The following is a 20,518-nucleotide window of genomic DNA, read 5'->3' as shown; positions in this document are numbered from 1 at the left end:
TAGAAGTAAATCGGAGATATGGCATTGCCGGAAAAATTAAATATTGATCTTAACAGCCCGAAGATACTCTCTGTTGATGAGTTTGAAAAGATCAGATCAAACATTGGTGCGGATCAAAAAATAGTTTTCACCAACGGGTGTTTTGATATCCTTCATGCCGGACATGTTGACCTGCTTGCACGGGCAAAAGAGCAAGGTGATATTCTTGTTTTGGGGTTGAACAGTGACCAATCTGTACATTCCATTAAAGGTGAAAAAAGGCCTGTTATTTCTCAGCAGCAAAGGGCGTTTGTTTTAGCCGGGCTTGCCAGCCTTGATTTTGTAATATTTTTTGACGAAGATACTCCCTATGAATTAATTAAAAAAGTTCAGCCCGATGTGCTTGTTAAAGGCGGCGACTGGACTGTTGATAATATTGTCGGGCGGGATATAGTTGAAGGACGGGGCGGCGTTGTGCTTAGTCTTCCCTTGCTTCCCGGATATTCTACTACCTCTGTCATCCGCTTTATCAGAGAGAATGAGGTTGAATAGACAGTCTCTTGTTTAAGTCTTTGAGTAATTGTGTTAGGTAGTTATTACGTTTTTTGTTGGTTTAATCTTTCTGAACACTTGACAAGGTTGTCGAAGTTGGGCTATTTAGCTCGCCTCTCTTGGGAAAAAAGGGCCAATAGCTCAGTTGGTAGAGCCCCCGGCTCATAACCGGATGGTCCCAGGTTCAAGTCCTGGTTGGCCCACCATCAAAATATCATATGGATGCATCTCAAAAAATATCCAGAATTTTACGACTTTCTTTTTTAGAAAGATGTTGTGCTCCCAGGGGGTAGCCCCGAGGGAGCATCTTCTTTTCTTCAAAATTGATATTTTGTGGTATTTGTAAGCGAGAGACCTTTTCATCTTGAAAGTGCATTTGTTAGTAACGGCGCGAGAGTGTACGGTGGTTTTTATGAAAACATCGAATGTCATCAGTCTTATCGAAACGCTTGCACCCTCAGGCTTTGCTGCATCGTGGGACAACTGCGGTGTGCAGGTTGCCGGGCCTGAGAAAGAAATCAGAAAGGTGGCAGTGGCTCTTGATCCTCTGCCGCAGGTTGTTTCTGATGCCTTGGAATGGGGCGCGGATTTTATTTTGACGCATCATCCATTGGCTATAGACCAGAAGCTTCCTGCTGAACTTGGCTGGTTTCGTGATGTGATGAAACAGGTGCTTTGCGCAGATGTAACTCTTTGTGCCGCACACACATCACTTGATGTGCAGTTTCGTGGAGTTGTTTCATGGCTTGGACGTGAACTTGAGCTTTCGGAACTAAAGGTTCTTGATCCTGTTGCAAAAGATGATTCGGGTGAAATTCTCGGGTATGGTTGCATAGGTGATCTTGAATCTGCTTTGCCTTTTGAAGATTTTGTAGAGCGGGTAGCTCAGGCTACGGGATGTGAGGTTGTCGCTCTTTGCGGGCCTGCTCCTGAAAAAGTCAGAAGAGTTGCCATGTGCCCCGGTTCAGGGTCATCGTTTATGAGTAAGGCTTTTGCACAGGGTGCGGATGTTTTTATTACCGGCGATGTTAAATATCATCCGGCACAGGAAAGTGTCGGAGCCGTTCTCGATGTGGGGCATTTTTCTCTTGAAGAGGAGATGATGCGTCGCTTTTCTGTGGTTTTAGGGCAGAAGTTAGAAAACGGAATTGAAGTAAAATTTTTTAACGGGCACAATCCTTTTGCATATCATTTGCTGGGGAAGGGTGTCTGTAAGTCCTCGGCAGGACTTTTATAGCGCAAGAAAAATTAAGGTTTCGTATAGGCCTTACGAAACCAGAATGTGTTTTTATTACGGGACAGACCAGCATAGCCGGCTCATAGTTTCCGAACATCGATGCGGTGTAGATTTTTAAGAATCATTCGCAAAAGGGGACCCATAATGTATGAAAAACAGGTAGAACAGCTTGTAGTTTTGCAGAAGGTTGATGATGACATTCTTCTTCTTGAAGCAGAAATCGACCAGGCTCCCAAGGATGTGGCAGCTTTAGAATCTCGTCATGCTTCGCTTGAAAAGCGTAAAGAACAGCTTGAAGAGAAACTTGCCCTTCTTAAAGAGCAGCAGAAAAAGCTCGAATTTGAAATCGAAGAAGACGGCGTAAAAGTTAAGAAGAGCAAAAGTAAGTTGATGCTGGTTGGCACAACTAAAGAATATCATGCAATGATGCGTGAAATGGACAGCCTCGAAAAGCTCAACAGATTGCGCGAAGAAGAAAAGATAACCGTTCTTGAAGAAACAACTCGTCAGAACGAAATGTATGAAGAAAACAATACGAAGATCGAAGCTTTGAATGTTGAGCTTGGCGAGAAACGTGTTGGACTCAAAGCTAAGCTCACAAGTGCTCAGAGTAAGCTTGATAAGCTGAACAGGCAGAGAGGCAAGTGCGGACTGGTTGTACCGGCGCCTATCCTCGGCAGATATGAATTTATCCGCTCACGCCTTGCTCATCCGGTAATTGTTCCCGTTATTGATTCCTTTTGTACCGGGTGTAATATCATGATTCCTCCTCAGGTTTACAATAGCCTGCAAGAAGGAAAACAGATTATCAGCTGCCCTAACTGTCAGCGCTTGACTTACTGGATACCTAGTGAGCCTGAGCCTGAACCTGTTAAGCCTGAAAAGCCTAAAAGAGCTTCAAAGGCGAAAAAAGCTGTTAAAAAATAATAAAGTTTTGATATTTGAATAAAGTACAGGGGAGTTTCGCTCCCCTTTTTTTTGATGGAGTTGGACGGATCATCGCCGCGGTTGTAAAACCGGGGAGGAAAGTCCGGGCTCCGCAGGGCAGGACGCTGGGTAACTCCCAGCGGAAGTGATTCCGGGAAAAGTGCCACAGAAAACAGACCGCCCCGGTGTTTTATACACCGGAGTAAGGGTGAAACGGTGGAGTAAGAGCCCACCAGCGGCCATGGTGACATGGTCGGCTAGGTAAACCCCGTCCGGAGCAAGACCAAATAGGGAAGCGTTTGAGGCCGGCCCGGCTGAAGCTTTCGGGTAGGTTGCTTGAGGCGTATGGTAACATGCGTCCTAGAGGAATGATGATCATCCCGATTTTTATCGGGAACAAGACCCGGCTTACAGTCCGACTCCATCTTTTTTTTTTGACTCTTCCCCTGGCCATATTTTGATTTTATCCTGCGGTCGCGGGAGGAGTGTGGGTTGAAGGGAGTATTTTTATGAGCGCATCCGGTGAAGTCTGGGCTGTTATTTTAGCCGCAGGCAGCGGTACACGCCTTGCTGCAACTGTCGGCGGGGTTAAAAAACAGTTTCTTTTATGGAAGGGCTTTCCGCTCTTTTGGCATTCTGCCATTACTTTTTCAAATACACCTCGTATTTCAGGGATTGTTTTTGTTTTTCCGCCTGATCAGGTTGAAGAAATGAAAACAGTTGTCTCCGAACTTGACGGATCAGATTCACTCGGCTTGCCTTTTAAGGTTGTAGCCGGTGGAGCAAGACGGCAGGATTCCGTTTTTAACGGACTTAGCGTTTTGTCTGCCAGATGTGAACATGTTCTGGTTCATGATTCCGCTCGTCCTTTTGCTTCCGGCCCTCTTGTTTCCAATATTATAGATATGCTTAAAGACGGACTTCCCGCAGTTATTCCGGCTGTTGAAGTAACGGATACAATTAAAGAAGTTGACGGTGATATCGTTAAACAGACTTTGGTCAGATCTAATCTTCGAGCTGTTCAGACTCCGCAAGGTTTCTCGCTGCCTGTTCTTATTGCCGCACATAAGATGGCGGATGAGAATAAGTGGGATGTTACGGATGACGCGTCTATGGTTGAGATGTTTGGGGTTGAAATGCTCGGGGCTGAAATGTCAAAAGTTAAGGTCCATATTTGTGCCGGAGAGGAGACAAACGTGAAGATCACAAATCCCGAAGATTTGGCAAAGCTTGAAGAAAAAATTCAGCCTGTTCCCTGTGTCGGCTGGGGATATGACGTACACAGGTACGGTCCCGGTAGACCTATGGTAATTGGTGGGGTTCCTATTCCCGGCGGACCTGAAGTTGTCGCTCACTCAGACGGCGATGTTCTTTTACACGCTCTTGCGGACGCTATATTAGGTCTTTTCGGTGGCGGAGATATCGGATTTCATTTTCCTGATACGAGTGCAGCCTGTGAAAACATGTCCAGCGGCATAATCGTTACAGAAGTGCTCGCCAAGGCTGATGAGGCCGGAGTAGAAATAGTTCATGTTGATTTGACCGTAATCGCCCAAATACCGAAACTTTCTCCTCATAGGAACCTTATTCAAAAGAATATTGCTTCACTTATGGGGCTTGATAAATCTCAGGTTAATGTCAAAGCTACCACCGAAGAAAAGCTCGGCTTTACCGGCGAAAAGAAAGGAATTAAAGCTGTTGCTGCTGTGACTGGTCTTAAGAGAGTAATTAAAGGCTGAGATTATGAGAGGAAAGAGCACAAAGTCATATTTTAAAGTTTTTATCTTGAGTGTCTCGGTAATCGTTATTGCCGCAGTCGCAGGATATTTTAAACTTCAAGATTATTCCGCGCAAAAAGTAAGAGAAGTCACTGATAAATATTCAAGTATTGTTAATATTGATTTTGAGCGGGCTATGATTAACCCGTTTGACCGCAGTATAAAAGTCTGGAATGTTCAATGCGACTTTGCTCTTGGCGGAACTTGCTCGGTAGAGAGCGTTTCAGTTAAAAAATTTGATGACACTCACCGGTTTCCATATTTTTTCGTGGGAGAAGCCAAAGGTATAACAGTTCCTGTTGATTTTATGAGCATGGGGACTCTCACTCGTGATTTTCGTAAAATGGGCTATGAGGCCCTGTCTTTTGACCTCTCCGCCGACTATATATATGAAGATGAAGCAAAACGGATGTCAGTGCGTAAACTCCGCTTCGACGGTAAGGATATTTGCAGGCTGGATGTAGGCTTTAATCTTGGTGATGTTAAGCTGGACAGCTTCGGGCTAAGCGGTTTAATCGGAGTTAAAGTTTTAGACGGAGGGGTTGTTTTGCATGACAACACCCTGGTTACCAGAATGATTGATTCTTCTGCTTCTTCAGCGGAGATCAGTCCTTCAGCATACCGCGATGGGATGCTTGAAGACCTTCAACTCAAAATGCAAAAATCCAGAAGTCTTGGAAATGGCTATGCCGAAGATTTTTATGGAGAAATGATAAAATTTATTGATAATCCCGAGCACTTGGTTGTTCGGGTTGAGCCTGTGAAATCTGTTCCCCTTCTCTATCTTTTTATGGGTAACAGTTTTGAGGAGCTGCTTAGTTTATATGAGGTTACGGCTTCAACCGAGCTGTTAACGCAAACTAACTGATCGGCATGTTTATGAGTTATGATTGAAGTTTTTAATCGGCAATTACATAAATTGAAATTTTAGGATCAGCAAAGAGAATAAGGAGTGGCTATGCGCCTTTATAATACACTTGAACGTAAAAAAGAGGAATTTGTTCCTTCTAACGGCAATAAGGTTAGTTTGTATGCCTGCGGTATTACTGCTTATGATCTTTGCCATATAGGGCATGCCCGCTCCTCTGTTGTTTTCGATGTTTTGGTTCGTTACCTGCGTTACAAAGGGTATGATGTAACATTTGTACGCAATTTTACCGATATTGATGATAAGATTATCAATCGCGCAAATGAATCCGGCGTTTCTGCTGCTGAACTTGCTGAAAAATTCATCGGTGAGTTTTATGTGGATATGGATAAGCTTAACATTCTCAGAGCCGATATTGAGCCGAAATGTACCGAGCATATCCCTGAGATGTTGACTCTGACTCAAACTCTCATTGATAAAGGGCACGCTTATTCCACTCCTTCCGGTGATGTATATTTCAAAGTCCGTTCTTTTGAAGGATACGGCAAACTTTCCGGTAGAAATATTGAAGATTTGCAATCCGGAGCACGTATTAAACCGGGCGAAGAGAAAAAAGATCCTCTTGATTTTGCACTTTGGAAGGCTGCAAAACCGGGTGAACCTTCATGGGAAAGTCCTTGGGGACAAGGTCGTCCCGGTTGGCATCTTGAATGTTCAGCCATGAGTGAAAAATATTTGTCACTTCCATTTGATATTCATGGTGGCGGGCAGGATTTGAGTTTTCCTCATCATGAAAATGAGATTGCTCAGAGTGAAGCTGCGACAGGAAAGCCTATGGCTCGTTTCTGGGTGCATAACGGCTTTGTTCAAATTAATTCAGAAAAAATGTCTAAATCTCTTGGTAACTTTTTTACCATCAGAGATATCATTGCAAAATTTCTCCCTGAAACACTGCGTTATTTCTTGCTGACAATGCATTACCGAAGTCCACTTGATTTTTCATTTGAAGCTCTCGAAGAAGCTGAAAAAGGTATTCGCCGCGTCTATTCTGCCATGGAGCAGATGGAAGAAGCTCTTCAAAAGGCTAAATGGTCCAAAGCTGCTTTACCTGCCGAAGTTCTTACCGAGCTTGAGGATGCAGAAAAGGGTTGGGACGCCGCTATGGAAGACGATGTGAATACAGCCGGAGCAATGGGGTATATTTTCACACTTGTCCGTCTTGCCGGGCGCATTGCCGAAGATAAGGCATGGCGTAAAAGTGAAGGTGGACGCGATGCTTGGACTCGTATCCTTGCTGATATGAAGAAATGGGGCGAAGTTTTAGGAATTTTCACTGAAAAACCTGAGACTTTTTTAGCCGGGCTTAAGCTCTGCATGCTTGAACGCAAGGGAATTGAAGTTTCAAAAGTGGACGAGCTTGTTGCTGCACGTCAAGATGCTAGAAAAAATAAAGATTTTGCGGAATCTGATAAGATCAGAGATGCTCTTACTGAGCTTGGGGTTGAGGTTAAAGACACTCCTCAAGGCCCAGTTTGGGACGTAATTTGAAATAACAACACGACATAAATCAGTTATTAAAGAAACCGGGTATTAATCCGGTTTCTTTTTTTTTATATAGTTAGTACGTGAGTAGGAACGTTTCATATTCTAAGGAGTTATGAATGAGAGTTAGTTTAAAAACTAAGACTATGGTTGGCGTTTTGCTTATGTGCGCAACTATGCTGATAGGATCATGGGGCGGCATTTCTCAGTTTATGAAGCACAGTTCATATCTGATCGAGAAGTCTTTGGTTGAAGAAAATTTTGATCGTGTTTTTTATGCGGTATCAAAATCAATAGAAGAGCTAGGTCGTTCATGTAGTGACTGGGCATGGTGGGATGGATCTTTCCAATTTATGAAAGATCATAATGAAAAATTTATCAGCTCGAATCTCGTTCCAGAAGTATTTAATACTTTGAATGTGGATTTTGTCTTATTTATCGATAATGACGGGAAGATCTTTGACGCACACTCCACTGTTAGTACTGATGATGTTCAACGATGTTTCATTCACGAGGGAGGCAATGGAAAGGCTTTAATTGAGGCTACAGGAAAAGAAGGTAAAAGCGGTCTGCTTAGAATTTCTCACTCAATTGTTATGATTTCTTCTCATAAAATAATGAACAGCTTAATGGATAAAGAGCCACGCGGAACGTTGGTCATGGGCCGTTTTTTTGGAGACGAAGATATCGTAGAATTAGGAAAAAATCTTCATATGCAGCTTTCATTAACTGAGTTGCAGGATAATAAGGAAGACGGAGTCTTTTTTGATTCTTCTTCTTTTGTGGGCGTTCCCGCTGTAGGCTATAAGGTTTTGAAGGATGTTCTCGGTAAACCTCTTGTTTCGCTTAAGTTGAAAATGGGACAGGATATTTATGCCATATGCTCGTCTATGACCTTTAATTTTATGTATTTTTCTTTGGCAATTTTGATTGTTATCGGGGCTTGTACTTATTTTTTTGTGAATTATTTTTTTGTATCACGTGTTGAAAATCTTAAAGCTCAACTTTTTGCGGACGGGACCGAAGGCGTTACTGAAGGTATTACCGGAGGAGAGAGGCGTTTGCAGGTGAGACTAAATGGTGATGACGAATTGACTGATCTTTCGGATTCAATAAATGCTACTTTGGACCTCGTGCAGGAAGAGAAAGAACGGGCTGAAGTTGCCAATAGAGTTAAAAGTGAATTTTTGGCGAACATGAGTCATGAGATACGTACACCTATGCACTCGATTATTGGAATGGTTGAATTGCTTAAAGAGACAAAGCTGGACAACGATCAAAAATATTTTTTGGAAGTGACAGGGACTGCGGGGGAGTCGCTGCTTGAAGTTATAAATGATGTTCTTGAAATTTCTAAGATAGAAGCGGGATATTTAGAAATTGAGAAGCATCAATTTATTCTTCGTGAAATGATAGAAAGGGTTGTGTCTGTGCTTAATGTAGAAGCCGCTAAAAAAGGGCTTACAATTCTCTGCAAGGTGACAGATGCAGTTCCTGAAAAAGTGATCGGGGACCCGACACGCATCCGGCAGGTTTTGACAAATTTAATCAGTAATTCCATAAAATTTACCGGCGAAGGAATTGTTGAAGTTTGTGTTGCTGTAGATGATGCAGCAAGAATTGTTTTTTCTGTTTCAGATACAGGGATAGGGATACCGCAGGATAAGATTAGCACTATTTTTGAAAGTTTTACTCAAGCGGATTCGTCAACTTCTCGAAAATATGGTGGAACCGGTTTAGGTCTTCCTATTTCACGTAAGTTGGTTGGAATGATGGGTGGGGTCCTTTCGGTAGAAAGTCTGATGGGTGAGGGGTCAACTTTTTCATTTTATGTAGATCTAGAATATTAAGAATGGTATCATTATTCGAGATTGGTTCTTTGTCTTGCGATTGACTTTTTCGATGCAATCGTTACTTGGTATATGAACCAGAAATAATCTTGTGAGGTCTGATATGATGGATTTACTAGGTCTTCTTGCCGTTGTCGGTGGAGTCTTTATTTTACTTAAGTTTGTTATGCCTAAACTTGGAATTCAGCCGTGACGTCCTGCTGGAGGCTGCCGTGCGCAGTCTGATGTAAAAAAGAAGACAGGACGTAAGGGAAAATAGTTTATGCCTATTTATGAATATAAATGCAATAAATGCGGGCATATTTTTGAGGAGTTGGTTTCAGTTTCAAATTCTGAATCTCCTGAATGTTTATCCTGCGGAAGTCAGGATACTATCAAATTGATTTCGGCTTGCATTGGTCATTTGTCTGACGGAAGTTCCGGAAACGGTTCATATTCTTCGCCATCCGGAGGTTCCGGAGCGGGGGGATGTGGGGCTGGCGGATTTTCATGAGGTTAGACTAAGCTTTCCGGGCGGAAAGCAAAAATGTAATTTAAGCCCTTGAATTTTGTTCAGGGGTTTTTTTTTATCTAGGTATATGCTTTGCGCATGTATTTAATAAGAGTTTTGATACGGCAGTCGTATGTGTGTTCGGCCATGATTCTTTTTCGCGCTGCTTTTATTATTTTCGTCCTTGAATCCGGCTCTGCAGAGTATTTTTCTATCATCTCTGGTATTTCTTCGGTGTTGTAATAGACAGCGATTTCTTTGCCGGGTTCAAATAAATTTTCCATCTGATATCTATGGTCTGTAAGAATAAAACCGTTACAGGCCGGAACGTCGAAGACTCGTTGATTTACTGCACCTTTCATTTGCTGGCTGGTGCAATTGAAATTTATTTTTGAACAAGGGTAGAAGCGAGGGAGATCTTCATAGTATGAAAGTTCAGAATGATATTCCCATGTCTCTTCATCTTTCAGTAGTTCATTCCAACCGCTATCCCCTACTATCATAGGTAAATAATTCAGCGTTTGTTTTACACATGCGAGGCGGTATTCAAGTGTTGCCTGCCAGATGATAAGAGTTTCAAAAGCAAGTTTGCGGTATGGGGAATTGAGATTATCATAATGTGGAATTAATTCCGGGTAATCAGTTTTTAAAAAATTAAAGACTGAGGGCTCTGATCTTTTTCCAAATTCATGCGCGATTTCTTTCCAGCGAAGTCTTAGCGGGCCGGAAAGTCCTGCTGCTTCTAAGCGGCGCGCTGTTTTGTGAACCATTGAATTGCCGACAAAAGAAATATCTCTGGCCCATTCGGGATTGCTGCAACCATTACCGGGGTTGAATCTGGTTTGATCTGTTCCAAGCGGAAGATGAAATATGTTTTGGAACCCCAAGTCCTTAAGAGAATCCATGCGGTCGGCATCCCATGTAAAGAGAGTGGTGTTGCTGTCGGCCTGAGCTTTGTAAAGGGGGAGCAGAAGTAGCGGATTGTCGACAAACCATGAAGCCATAGGGACATCAAATTTATGGAGTAAGGTGTTTAAGACTCCTTCCTGATCGACTCCCAGATGATTTACCGTCAGCACAAAGTCTGGCCTGAAAATATTTATTGCTGAAGATATTCTGGAGACAAAGATATCAAGGTTCATTTCTTTGGCATCCATATTTATGAACATATGCGGAATGGATTGTCTTTCGCATGCCGCGACAATTTCACCCATCAAAAAGTATTGGCTGGTCAGAAGCAGTATTCTGGGATTTTCAGATTGAAATTTCGGCCATGACGGATGTTGCGGCTTAGTAGTTGCTTCGTTCAGAAGTAGCTGAGTTACTTCTGTATAAAAAGGGGAAAGTCTGAGGTAAAAAGGTATGGTCAGCAGTTGAATATCAAGTTTATATTGCCGTTTGAGTTCTAAAATATGGCGGACTGCTGTGGTCGGGGAGGATGTGTTTATCCAGCAGACATTCTGATGATTTTGAAATTTTCTTTTTAAGTCGGTCACGGCGAGAATAGGTTCTTCGCAGTCCAGTATGAGCAGAGGACGGTTTGTCTGTTCCAGTAAAATTTCTGCGGTAACCCCTATTCCGGACCCTATGAGTAGAATCATTTTTTGGGGATCAGCTTCTGATGAAAGCTTCGTTTCATTGCGGGGGCCGTATTTTCCCCACATATGCTTTGTTTTGTTGTCGGAGGAAATGCATATATCCTGCAATCTTGAATCTTTCTTAATAACCTGAGCAATGTATTTTTCAGTCATTTAAATGTCCTACCATGAGTCGCGTGCAGGTTTGTGATAGAAAAATTCAATCCTTCTGTTTTTTGCTCTGTTGGCGGGGGTGTCATTTTTTACTAGTGGCTGAGTGTCTGCATATCCGACAGCTTTGAGTCTTTTGGTCGAAATTCCGCCATGTTCTGCGATGTAGCGTAAAGCTCTGGCCGCTCTTGCGGCTGAAAGCTCCCAGTTTGTTGGAAATTTTTTCGAGCTGGTTTCTATGTTGTCGGTGTGTCCTCGAACAACAAGGTTGTAATTATTTTCTTTAAGGATACTGATGACCTTGTTTAGAACCTTGTTCGCACCCGGTTTTAACTTCGCTGTTCCGGGCTCAAATAGTGACGCGCTGTCGGTGCTCATGATTACGCCGTCCTGATCAGCATTTACGCCGGAGGATTTTCGGGTGGACTCGTCATCATCCAGAAGGGCTTTAATACGCAGGACAAGACCAAGTAGTCTTTTATCATTGCTGTCCATTTTTATTTCTTTGCGCTGTAGGTCCGACGGAGCAAGTGCAAGGTGATCCGCTTCGGGCCTTTCAATTTTAACTCCGAATGCGTCTTTAATTGAGCCTAAGAGTTCTTTAAATTTTTCAGCGTCATTGGATGCAAAAGATAAAAGAAGCACGAAAAAGCAGAGCAAAAGAGTAACCATGTCCGCAAATGTCGCCATCCACGGAGGTAACCCTTCCTCTGGAGGTGGATCATTATTTTTCGGCTTAAGAATTACTATTTTTGCCATGACAGACCTTTATGCTAGGCTGCCGCGTCGCGCATTGCCGGTGCAAGGAATGATTGAAGCTTTTCTTTTACAATCGATGGGTGTTCCCCTTTCTGAATAGCGACAATTCCTTCAACCATGATTTCCATATACAGTGACTCTTCAAATGAGCGTTCTTCAAGCTTTTTAGCGAGAGGAAGGAAAACGACGTTGGCAAGAACTGATCCGTAAAGAGTTGTGAGCAATGCAATCGCCATTGCAGGTCCGATTGCGTCAGGATCACTGAGGTTGGAAAGCATGTTAACCAGGCCGATGAGTGTACCGATCATACCGAATGCAGGGGCCATTGCTCCCATGCCTTTCATAACTGACTGGCCTTGAAAGTGTCTTTTTTTCATGAAATCAATTTCAATCTCCATGATAGCCCGAACTATCGTGGAGTCAGTACCATCTGCGACAAGGATGACACCTTTTTTTAGATAAGGATCATCTATTGCAACTTTTTCAAGGGCCACTAGACTTTCTTTCCTTGCTGTTTCAGCAAGCGCTACGATTTGATCAATAATAGCTTTGGGGTCTCTTGATTTTGAGAAGAATCCTTTAAGAGCTATTTTGAATGCTTTCAGAACTACGCTCATGGGGAACATAATAAAGACAGAGGCAAAAGTACCTCCGAGAACAACAATAGCAGAAGGAGCGTCAAGAAAACCTGCAGCATTACCCCCCATCATAATCGTTGCGACAATAAGACCAAATCCGCCGACAATACCTATTAAAGTTGCAATATCCATATATGTATCTATTTCTTTAGCGCGGGAGATCCCACTTTAATTTCATGGTTTTCATAATAGAAGAAAACATCTTCCAAGGGTTCATTAACCTGTAAAAAAGCTTGTCCGATACTTATTTCTACACCTGCTTTGACAATACCTGAAACCATTATTCTGCAAGATTCAAGTTTTGCAGTCTGTTCCAGTGTGTTCCACAGCTCTTTCTTTTTGTTTTTTAAGAAACGGACTTTTATCTCATACTTATCAATTTTTTCTCTGTATTCAATCGCATTGCTTGCATCGTTTGACAGTTTACCTGTCAATTCTGCTATAAGGTCGTTCAGCTTGTCTATTTGTCCAGATATTTTGTCTATGTGCAGCAGTACCAAAGGACTGTATCCAACTATTAATTGAGCCGGGGTGCTAAGTCCGCCACCGAGTTGTTCCCCTACATAGATGTACTGGCTACTGTAGCAAGGGCCGCCGCATAGTCTGCCTTTAACTGCAAATTTACCTTCGGAATAAACTTTACTGTGCATGCAACTTTTATCAATGATAATATTTTTACCGCTTACAATTGTTGCATTTTCACAGAAGTTTGCCCGTAGACTTTCTTTTGCTTCAATCTGAGCCCGACCATGTCCTTTGATGCCTCCGTCACATTTCAAAAATCCACCAGCCTTGACATAAGCCTGCTCAATAATACCTTTTACATTAACGTTAAAGGCATTTACCTCCAATCCGGATTTGATTGAACCATGTACAACCAAATCTCCAATGAAAAAAATATTACCAGTGGACAAACCCACATCTCCTCTGATGTTGAGCAGTTCCTTGACCATGATCAGACCGTCTTCGTTATAAAAAACGTAGCCGTTGCGAGTCGCAATTAATTGATCTGAGTCGTCTGGATTGATTTTTGTGTTTGGGCCTTTTGGAAATTTTTTTTCAGAATAGTGCCTGTATCCATTTGCACACTTTCCCTCTTCTTCCTCTTCCTGCCACTGGGCAAGAATTTGCCCTATGACAACGCTTTGAACGTATCCCATATTATAGAAATCGGTACTTCCGTCATTTTTCTGAGTTGGTTTCAGGTTCTGATGATTAAAGTCCGGGTCGAAGAAGTGCTTCAGGCAGGGCATGGCAGGCTCCGTAGGTAGCTGAAAAACTAAGAAATTTCTCTTTCGTCTTCAATTATATCGAAAAAAGAAATCAGCCTGACGAGTTCCAATGTTTTACGTATGTGCTCGCTTGGGCGTAATAGATACATATTCTTATTGAGGCTTTTCAGTCTGGAATTCAAGGACACGAGGAAGCCTATTCCTGAACTGTCTAAAAAGAGGGCTTCTGAAAGATTGGCAATAACAATTTTTATTTCAGAAGAGTTGCTTTGCTTTTCGACTTCATTTTTGAAATCATAGATAGATTCGATGGTGATTTCTTTTCCGAATTTAAGAGTAAGCACTCCGTCGGAAATGGTTATTCTTTCGTCTGCCATTGATCTTCCTCTATCCTGCGAGTTAACCTGATTATGTTCTTATCATTTTCTTTAATAAGTTCGAAAGAATCCATTAGTTTGGACATAATAAACATGCCGCGTCCTCCAACCGCTTCTGGCGAAGGCATTGAGAAATCAATGGTTTCAGAACAAAGTCCTTTTCCCCAGTCCGCAATTTCAAGGACAATGTATTCTGGCGGAAAGATTGATATTTTCAGTTCCAGCCTGTTGCAGTCAGCTACTTTTTCATAAGCGTGTCTGGCTACATTGGAGCATGCTTCTGTTAAGACTAGGTCTATGTCATGAAGTATGCCTTCATTCGAGATGAACTTTTTAAGTATAAGAATTGCTCTTCTGGCAATTTCTCTACTTTCTTCAGGGTTGGGAACCGCTTCCAGCACAAAGCTATGCATGAATGCTCCGGATGTCCTTACTGATAGGAAGTATAATTCCGGTCAGTTGTTGCAAGTGTTGTCGATATGAGTGACTGATTTAATAAACCTAATCCTCCCTTTTTCGCAAAATAAGTCAAGCTAAAAGCTGAATTTTTAGGCGAAATCTTTGGAATCCAAAAAGATTGTAACAGGCCCCCAGTTAACAAAGTCGATATTCATAAGGGCTCCGAATTCACCTGTTTCGACTTTTCCCGGCGCTTTGGTCCTGACTGTTTCAGTAAACTTTTCAAATAAACTGTTTGCAAGAGCAGGCGCAGCCGCGTCTGTAAAAGAGGGTCTTCTTCCCTTGCGGCAGGAGGCGTAGAGAGTGAACTGCGAAATAAGAAGGATGTCTCCTTCGAAGTCTTTCAGTGAATGATTCATGCGTCCTTCGGTGTCTTCAAAAATTCTGAGACCTATCATTTTATTAATGATTGTTTCCCATGATTTTGAAACCGGAAGCTTTGCTGTATCTTCTTTTCCGAATCCGACCAGTACCATTATCCCCGGCCCGATGGACCCGACAGTACGTTCCGCAACATCAACTTTTGCTCTACTGGTTCTTTGTATCACTAAGCGCATAGGACTAAGCTTCGCTGTATGTCGCTACGGAAGAGTCATTTTCTGAGACAGAGGCGTAGACAAGTTTAATCCCGTCTGTTTCGACTCTTTTTTTCATTTCTTCATAAACATAACGGGCCAGATTTTCTGACGAGGGGTTTCTGTGCTTAAAGTATTCAATCTCGTTGAGATGCTTGTGGTCCAGTGTTTCCAATACTGCGGAAAGTTCATTCTTAAGTACTTTGAAGTCCATGAGTATTTCGATCTTGGAATCAAGTTTGTTTCCTTCAATCTCAACTTCAACCCCAAAATTATGACCATGTATATTTTCGCATTTTCCACCGTAGTTTCTTAACTGGTGCGCTGCAGCGAAATCTTTTTTTACTTTAAGTCTCCATGTCCCTTTGTTCATTATGTTCTCCTTGAGTCTAATCTTATTGTCTTTATTTATTGATCGTTGTTTAGTCTTTTACGCAGAAGCTTTTTTGCGCCACATATTGAATTCTTTCCAGAAATCTCCATTGGGTCTTATCATATAAGATGGTCCAAGTCGCAAAGAGCATACTGCTTCTTCCAGGAAAAGTTGAAGAGTTACGGGCGCCGATCCGGGATATCCGCCAAGGATGGCTTTAAGTTCTGTTATTCCTTCTTCGGAGCAGAGCTTGTGGTGAACCGGAAGAGGAACAGCTTCCTGACATCCCGCTTGAGCATTGGCTAATAGAGAAACTTCTTCCGCCAGAACTTTTGCCTGCTTCGGTGCATCTGAGTCTCCGTCTTCCTGATCGCGGAGATCTATCTTGCCCTTTATCAACAGAGGTTGATCCTCCGATAAAAAATGTTCGGCAACGGCAAAAGTGTTGGGCAGCATGGTCAGTTCACCGGAGCCGGTCATATCTTCCATCTGACAGAAGGCCATTTTGTCGCCTTTTTTGGTGACATATTCTTTATAGGTCGGAATTATTATACCGAGTCTGACCTGTGCTCCGTTGGACATCTGCTTGCACTCATCAATTGTGACGAGGCCCAGTCTTTTCATTTCGTGATGGTAGGCGAGAAGCGGGTGGCTTGTTAAAAAGAACCCGAGAGCTTCTTTCTCAAGTTTAAGCTTTTCGTCGTCATCCCATTCTTCTGTATTGAATTCTTCAAAAGTTACGGGGGTAGGTGCGCTGTCTGATTCTTTTGAACCTCCGAGCATATCAAGCATATTGAGCATGCCGGATTCTTTCTCTTTAGTTTTTCTTTGACCGTAGGAAACAGCCTTATCAAGACCAGCCATGAGACCGGCACGCGTAACGTCGAGGCAGTCCATAGCTCCTGCCCGGATCAGATATTCGATTACTCTTTTCGTAACTCTGCGCAGGTTTACCCGTGAGCAGAAATCAATCAGGCTGGAAAAAGATCCGTTCTTTTCGCGTTCGATAACAATTTCATCGATAGCCTCTTCCCCAACGTTCTTAATTCCGGCCATGCCGTAAAGAATGTCCCCGTGATGAACAGAGAACCTTGCTTTACCTAAGTTGATATCCGGCTGACGGACAGTAACTTCCATGTCGCGACAGGCATTGATGTACATGATGGTTTTTTCGGTATTATTCATTTCAGTACTCATCAGAGCTGCCATGAATTCTACAGGGAAATGCGCCTTAAGGAAGGCCGTATAGTATGAAATAAGTGCGTAAGCTGCGGAGTGGGATTTGTTGAAACCGTAAGCCGCGAATTCTTCCATAAGGTCAAAAATCGCGTTAGCTGTTTTTTCCGGAATCTCATTTTCCCGTGCCCCCTCGAGAAATCTAACCCGCTGTTTGGACATTTCTTCAGGGTCTTTTTTACCCATTGCACGTCGGAGCAAGTCACCTTCTCCGAGTGAATAGTTGGCGATGATCATGGCTGCCGCCATAACCTGTTCCTGATAAACAATAACTCCGTAAGTAGGGGACAAACTGTCTTCAAGGGTGGGATAGAGGTAGCTGACTTCTATTTCACCGTGCTTACGTTTAATAAACTCGTCAACCATTCCCGAACCGAGTGGACCCGGGCGGTACAGGGCGAGCATTGCGATAATATCTTCAAAGCAGTTCGGTTTGAGCATGCGCAGATATTTACGCATCCCCGAAGATTCAACCTGAAAAACTCCGTCAGTATCCCCTTTACAAAAAATATCATAAGTGGCCTGATCGTCCAGAATAAGGTTGTCGAGGTCTGGAGCTTCTTTGCCTTGTTCCCGTATAATATCAAGACAGTCTTCAACAACGGTCATGGTTCTCAGGCCAAGAAAGTCAAACTTAATCAGGCCGACTTTTTCGACCTTTTTCATGTCGTACTGGGTAACAACTTCGCCCTTTTTACCACGATAAAGGGGAAGGTAGTCAGTCATGGGTTTGTCGGAGATAACAACACCTGCCGCGTGAGTGGAGGCATGGCGGGACATTCCTTCCAAACGGTTGGCGATATCTATCAGCTTGGCAATTTTCGGATCGAAATCCACCATGTTCTGCAATTCAGGGATGGCCTTAACTGCATTTGCAACATTGATTTTAGCTTTATTTACACCGAGCATTTTTGCCAGCAGGCCCGGATCATCAGGTATAAGTTTTGCGATCTTGTCCGTTTCAGCAAAAGCCATGCCCATTGCACGGCCAACATCCTTGATTACAGCTTTGGCTTTCATGGTTCCGAATGTGGTGATCTGAGCTACGTGATCCCATCCGTATTTTTCGGAACAGTACTTAACAACCTCAAGTCTTCTACGCTCGCAAAAGTCGACGTCGATATCAGGCATGGAAATACGTTCAACGTTGAGGAATCTTTCAAAGAGCAGATCATAGGGGAGCGGGTCGATGTTTGTGATTCGCAAGGACCATGCAACTATAGAACCCGCCGCCGAGCCTCGACCCGGGCCTACTGGAATTCTGTTGTCCTTGGCCCAGTTGATGAAGTCCTGAACAATAAGAAAGTATGCAGGAAAGCCCATCTCGATAATGATACCCAGCTCGTAATCAAGCCTGTCCCAATATTTCTTTTCATCAACTTCGTAGGGAACATTTTCCAGTTTTTTTTTCAGACCTTCGCGGCAAAGCTTTTCGAATTCGGTGTTGATGGTCATGCCTTCGGGGAGGTCATATTCCGGGAAGTAGTAGTTGCCGAGTTCAATTTCAAGATTACACATCTCGGCTATGCGCTGAGTATTGGCTACAGCTTCCGGTACATGCGCGAAATATTGTTCAATTTCCTCAGGCGTTTTAAAGTAAAGTTCATTGGTGTCCATGCGCATTCTTTTCTCAGCATCCACAGTTGTCTGGGTCTGAATACAGAGCAGCAGGTCATGAGCTTCATAGTCATCTTGAGTCAGGTAATGGCAGTCATTGGTGGCAACAAGCGGTAAGCCTGTGCGGTTGGCGCATTCAATGAGCAGCTTGTTAGCATCTTCCTGTATATCAAGGCCGTTGGCTTGAACTTCGATGTAGAAGTTGTCGGGGAACATTTTGGCGTATGTCTGCGCCATTTCAACGCCCGCATCGATCCCTTCGTTCATTAGAGATTTACTGAGCTCACCGGCAAGGCAGGCCGAAAGGCAAATAAGCCCTTCGCTGTATTTGTTTAGCAGGTATTTACTTACGCGTGGTTTATAGTGAAAGCCTTCAAGGTATCCGAGGGATACAAGCTTGATAAGATTTTTGTATCCTTGTTGATTTTTTGCCAGAAGTATAAGGTGAAACCTTTCTCTGCGATCTTTTTTTGTGTGTGCATCCTCATCATCTACGTCGCCGGGAGCCACATACACTTCACAGCCTATGATCGGCTTAATGCCCATGTCGAGCGCAGTCATATAGAATGCCACGGCTCCGAACATGGTTCCGTGGTCGGTTATGGAAACTGCCGGCATTCCGAGATCTTTAGCCCTTTGACATAAATCTTTGATGCGGATGGCACCGTCCAGCAGGCTGTACTCGGTGTGAACATGTAAATGGACAAATTCTGACATTTATTATTCCTGATAATGGGATAGTTTTCTAAAGTTGCTTGAAGTGGTAGTATTTGTATTAAGCTGGACTAGTCAACACGATTTGGGCAATTTATAAAATCAGTTTTCATAAAGTTTGAGTTTGAGTTTAAAATATATAAATTTGTCGGGACGTTGAACGGAGTGGATGCCGAGCGTTGTCTCAACTAATAATAACTGCACAGGTAGAATTTCTGAATGAGCTTCCTACTATATATATATGAAAGAGCACCGCTCCTGTTACTTTTCGTTACCGGGTACATTCTGTACCAGGTGATGGCCTCTGTGAGGCTGCCCGAATATTTTTCTGCAAAAGCCGTCAGCTTCAGCCGTGGAAGAGCTGACTATCTGTTATTGTCATTGATATTCGTTTCAGCGGGAATGTCCATGTTCATTCCAAATGCTGTAACAGTGCTGGCCATGATTCCTGTCATCCGTAAACTGGACGCAGAACTTGAATCCATGACCACACCTCTAACTCTATCTATTATATATGGAGCAAATATCGGAGGGATGGGGTCGCTTATTGGAAGTCCTGCAAATATACTGCTTATCGGTGCGATGGATTTCTTCAAAGTTGCGGGCAGAGAGCAGATTACCTTTTTCAACTGGTTCATATGGGCATTGCCGCTGGTTATTCTGTTCCTCTTGCTTTCATGGTTTGTAGTCCGTTTTGCTATTCCAAAGGGAGAGCAGGCAATCCCGTCAAAATTTTTAAATAAAGTGGAACGGATAACCATAAAGCAAAAGCGGGGACTGAGCATCTTCGGAATATTCCTGGGGTTCTGGCTGGTCAGTTCGGTTATAAGAGAGTTCCTTCCGTTTTATGCGGAGTTCGAACCTGTCGTCGCTCTGATCTTTACGGTTGTGTTTCTTAAGTTGATATTTGGGAAAGGGAAGTTGATGAGCTGGGGGAGCTTACTCGAAGGGGTACCAAAGCGGGGACTCTTATTGCTTTTAATTTTAGGGGTATTCATTGTCGCAGTGAAGCTTTTAAATCTTGACGAGTATGCGGCAGAAGAGTTCAAAGACCTTTTAACCTTGATGGCTGTGGATGGACAAAGAGGATACCTGCTCTATCTGGTAACAGCAGCGGTTGTGATTCTACTTACAGAGATACTCAGCAACACGGTAGTTTCAACGGCCTTCTTCGCAGTGGTGGTTCACACAGCTTTTTCATTCGAAACCAGCCCTATGCTACTTATGATACTGGTTTCTATAGCTTCAACCTGTGCGTTCATGACTCCGATAGCCACTCCCTGCAACAGTTTGGCCTTTGGAGAGATGAAGAGAGTGTCATTACGGTCTATGTTGGGGTTGGGAATGGTTCTGAATATATGCGGAGCTGTTCTGCTTTCGTTTTGGGTCTGGAAGGTCATCCCCTATATATATAGATAGCAACGAGCTCTGCATTACTTTAAAATCTAAGGTTAACGGCGTTAAGTGAACTAATATGAGGGGATGCCCATAATAATTCAAAAACCTATTGACTGTTTGGTTGGATTCTCATAGAACCTCTTTCTCGGGTCGGCAACGGCTGAACGCC

Annotated in this window: 18 protein-coding genes, 1 tRNA gene and 1 other RNA gene; 11 read left to right on the top strand and 9 right to left on the bottom strand. The window is 43.1% G+C overall.

All coding sequences use genetic code 11. The annotated features are described in order from the left end of the window. The first annotated feature begins 24 nt into the window (after window positions 1-24). From rfaE2 to JEY82_RS10945, 10 genes are all read left to right on the top strand, one after another. Window positions 25-531: a D-glycero-beta-D-manno-heptose 1-phosphate adenylyltransferase gene (gene rfaE2 / locus JEY82_RS10990; RefSeq protein ID WP_304085436.1), complete on the top strand. Its 507-nt coding sequence runs from the start codon at window positions 25-27 to the stop codon at window positions 529-531. 130 nt (window positions 532-661) lie between these two features. Then, window positions 662-737 (top strand) — tRNA-Ile (locus tag JEY82_RS10985). Window positions 738-943: 206 nt separating this feature from the next. Further along, complete coding sequence (locus tag JEY82_RS10980; protein WP_304085435.1) at window positions 944-1,768, top strand: Nif3-like dinuclear metal center hexameric protein; 825 nt, start codon at window positions 944-946, stop codon at window positions 1,766-1,768. 144 nt (window positions 1,769-1,912) lie between these two features. Continuing rightward, window positions 1,913-2,695, top strand: coding sequence for a zinc ribbon domain-containing protein (locus JEY82_RS10975; protein WP_092158711.1), 783 nt, complete (start codon window positions 1,913-1,915; stop codon window positions 2,693-2,695). 56 nt (window positions 2,696-2,751) lie between these two features. After that, window positions 2,752-3,122, top strand: an RNA gene (gene rnpB / locus JEY82_RS10970) — RNase P RNA component class A. Window positions 3,123-3,204: 82 nt separating this feature from the next. Continuing rightward, window positions 3,205-4,434, top strand: a complete 1,230-nt coding sequence (gene ispD, locus JEY82_RS10965; protein ID WP_304085434.1) for a 2-C-methyl-D-erythritol 4-phosphate cytidylyltransferase — start codon at window positions 3,205-3,207, stop codon at window positions 4,432-4,434. A 4-nt stretch (window positions 4,435-4,438) separates the two neighbouring features. After that, on the top strand, window positions 4,439-5,341 hold the full coding sequence (locus JEY82_RS10960; RefSeq protein WP_304085433.1) for a hypothetical protein: 903 nt from the start codon (window positions 4,439-4,441) through the stop codon (window positions 5,339-5,341). A gap of 90 nt (window positions 5,342-5,431) precedes the next feature. Next, window positions 5,432-6,889 (top strand): cysteine--tRNA ligase, encoded by a 1,458-nt coding sequence (gene cysS, locus JEY82_RS10955; RefSeq protein WP_304085432.1) that lies wholly within the window; start codon window positions 5,432-5,434, stop codon window positions 6,887-6,889. 113 nt (window positions 6,890-7,002) lie between these two features. Then, the gene (locus JEY82_RS10950; protein ID WP_304085431.1) at window positions 7,003-8,733 is read left to right on the top strand and encodes a CHASE4 domain-containing protein; all 1,731 of its coding nucleotides are present in this window, start codon (window positions 7,003-7,005) and stop codon (window positions 8,731-8,733) included. 262 nt (window positions 8,734-8,995) lie between these two features. Then, window positions 8,996-9,226 carry a zinc ribbon domain-containing protein gene (locus tag JEY82_RS10945; RefSeq protein WP_304085430.1) on the top strand — a complete coding sequence of 77 codons (231 nt, stop codon included), beginning with the start codon at window positions 8,996-8,998 and terminating at the stop codon, window positions 9,224-9,226. A gap of 77 nt (window positions 9,227-9,303) precedes the next feature. Here JEY82_RS10945 and JEY82_RS10940 read toward each other — a convergent pair whose 3' ends face one another. From JEY82_RS10940 to dnaE, 9 genes are all read right to left on the bottom strand, one after another. After that, the gene (locus tag JEY82_RS10940) at window positions 9,304-10,974 is read right to left on the bottom strand and encodes a glycosyltransferase (protein ID WP_304085429.1); all 1,671 of its coding nucleotides are present in this window, start codon (window positions 10,972-10,974) and stop codon (window positions 9,304-9,306) included. A 9-nt stretch (window positions 10,975-10,983) separates the two neighbouring features. Then, a complete protein-coding gene (locus JEY82_RS10935) occupies window positions 10,984-11,730 on the bottom strand; it encodes an OmpA family protein (RefSeq protein ID WP_304085428.1) in 747 nt (248 codons plus the stop codon). A 14-nt stretch (window positions 11,731-11,744) separates the two neighbouring features. After that, on the bottom strand, window positions 11,745-12,500 hold the full coding sequence (locus JEY82_RS10930) for a motility protein A (protein ID WP_092158726.1): 756 nt from the start codon (window positions 12,498-12,500) through the stop codon (window positions 11,745-11,747). A gap of 8 nt (window positions 12,501-12,508) precedes the next feature. Beyond that, window positions 12,509-13,621, bottom strand: a complete 1,113-nt coding sequence (locus tag JEY82_RS10925; protein WP_304085427.1) for a FapA family protein — start codon at window positions 13,619-13,621, stop codon at window positions 12,509-12,511. Window positions 13,622-13,647: 26 nt separating this feature from the next. Next, window positions 13,648-13,977, bottom strand: a complete 330-nt coding sequence (locus tag JEY82_RS10920; protein WP_304085426.1) for an STAS domain-containing protein — start codon at window positions 13,975-13,977, stop codon at window positions 13,648-13,650. Beyond that, on the bottom strand, window positions 13,959-14,390 hold the full coding sequence (locus JEY82_RS10915) for an ATP-binding protein (RefSeq protein ID WP_304085425.1): 432 nt from the start codon (window positions 14,388-14,390) through the stop codon (window positions 13,959-13,961). Before JEY82_RS10915 ends, JEY82_RS10920 begins: the two co-directional genes overlap by 19 nt. 135 nt (window positions 14,391-14,525) lie before the next feature. Continuing rightward, a complete protein-coding gene (gene dtd / locus JEY82_RS10910; RefSeq protein ID WP_304085424.1) occupies window positions 14,526-14,993 on the bottom strand; it encodes a D-aminoacyl-tRNA deacylase in 468 nt (155 codons plus the stop codon). A 4-nt stretch (window positions 14,994-14,997) separates the two neighbouring features. Further along, window positions 14,998-15,384, bottom strand: coding sequence for a 6-carboxytetrahydropterin synthase QueD (queD, locus tag JEY82_RS10905; RefSeq protein WP_304085423.1), 387 nt, complete (start codon window positions 15,382-15,384; stop codon window positions 14,998-15,000). A 57-nt stretch (window positions 15,385-15,441) separates the two neighbouring features. Further along, window positions 15,442-18,954, bottom strand: a complete 3,513-nt coding sequence (gene dnaE / locus JEY82_RS10900) for a DNA polymerase III subunit alpha (protein WP_304085422.1) — start codon at window positions 18,952-18,954, stop codon at window positions 15,442-15,444. A gap of 216 nt (window positions 18,955-19,170) precedes the next feature. Here dnaE and JEY82_RS10895 point away from each other — a divergent pair, with 216 nt between their 5' ends. Then, entirely contained in the window at window positions 19,171-20,370 is a 1,200-nt protein-coding gene (locus JEY82_RS10895) for an SLC13 family permease (protein WP_304085421.1), read from the top strand. Window positions 20,371-20,518 lie beyond the last annotated feature (148 nt).

It is taken from the genome of Maridesulfovibrio ferrireducens, assembly GCF_016342405.1.
GTDB classification, from domain to species: Bacteria; Desulfobacterota; Desulfovibrionia; order Desulfovibrionales; family Desulfovibrionaceae; genus Maridesulfovibrio; species Maridesulfovibrio ferrireducens_A.
Note: the sequence above shows the minus strand (reverse complement) of the source record. Positions and strands in the feature narration are given on the sequence as shown.

Excerpts from the sequence above, each read along its gene's own strand:
- JEY82_RS10980 (WP_304085435.1), top strand. The coding sequence starts at position 944 with ATGAAAACATCGAATGTCATCAGTCTTATCGAAACGCTTGCACCCTCA.
- JEY82_RS10975 (WP_092158711.1), top strand. The coding sequence starts at position 1,913 with ATGTATGAAAAACAGGTAGAACAGCTTGTAGTTTTGCAGAAGGTTGAT.
- ispD (WP_304085434.1), top strand. The coding sequence starts at position 3,205 with ATGAGCGCATCCGGTGAAGTCTGGGCTGTTATTTTAGCCGCAGGCAGC.
- JEY82_RS10960 (WP_304085433.1), top strand. The coding sequence starts at position 4,439 with ATGAGAGGAAAGAGCACAAAGTCATATTTTAAAGTTTTTATCTTGAGT.
- cysS (WP_304085432.1), top strand. The coding sequence starts at position 5,432 with ATGCGCCTTTATAATACACTTGAACGTAAAAAAGAGGAATTTGTTCCT.
- JEY82_RS10950 (WP_304085431.1), top strand. The coding sequence starts at position 7,003 with ATGAGAGTTAGTTTAAAAACTAAGACTATGGTTGGCGTTTTGCTTATG.
- JEY82_RS10945 (WP_304085430.1), top strand. The coding sequence starts at position 8,996 with ATGCCTATTTATGAATATAAATGCAATAAATGCGGGCATATTTTTGAG.
- JEY82_RS10940 (WP_304085429.1), bottom strand. The coding sequence starts at position 10,974 with ATGACTGAAAAATACATTGCTCAGGTTATTAAGAAAGATTCAAGATTG.
- JEY82_RS10935 (WP_304085428.1), bottom strand. The coding sequence starts at position 11,730 with ATGGCAAAAATAGTAATTCTTAAGCCGAAAAATAATGATCCACCTCCA.
- JEY82_RS10930 (WP_092158726.1), bottom strand. The coding sequence starts at position 12,500 with ATGGATATTGCAACTTTAATAGGTATTGTCGGCGGATTTGGTCTTATT.
- JEY82_RS10925 (WP_304085427.1), bottom strand. The coding sequence starts at position 13,621 with ATGCCCTGCCTGAAGCACTTCTTCGACCCGGACTTTAATCATCAGAAC.
- JEY82_RS10920 (WP_304085426.1), bottom strand. The coding sequence starts at position 13,977 with ATGGCAGACGAAAGAATAACCATTTCCGACGGAGTGCTTACTCTTAAA.
- JEY82_RS10915 (WP_304085425.1), bottom strand. The coding sequence starts at position 14,390 with ATGCATAGCTTTGTGCTGGAAGCGGTTCCCAACCCTGAAGAAAGTAGA.
- dtd (WP_304085424.1), bottom strand. The coding sequence starts at position 14,993 with ATGCGCTTAGTGATACAAAGAACCAGTAGAGCAAAAGTTGATGTTGCG.
- queD (WP_304085423.1), bottom strand. The coding sequence starts at position 15,384 with ATGAACAAAGGGACATGGAGACTTAAAGTAAAAAAAGATTTCGCTGCA.
- dnaE (WP_304085422.1), bottom strand. The coding sequence starts at position 18,954 with ATGTCAGAATTTGTCCATTTACATGTTCACACCGAGTACAGCCTGCTG.
- JEY82_RS10895 (WP_304085421.1), top strand. The coding sequence starts at position 19,171 with ATGAGCTTCCTACTATATATATATGAAAGAGCACCGCTCCTGTTACTT.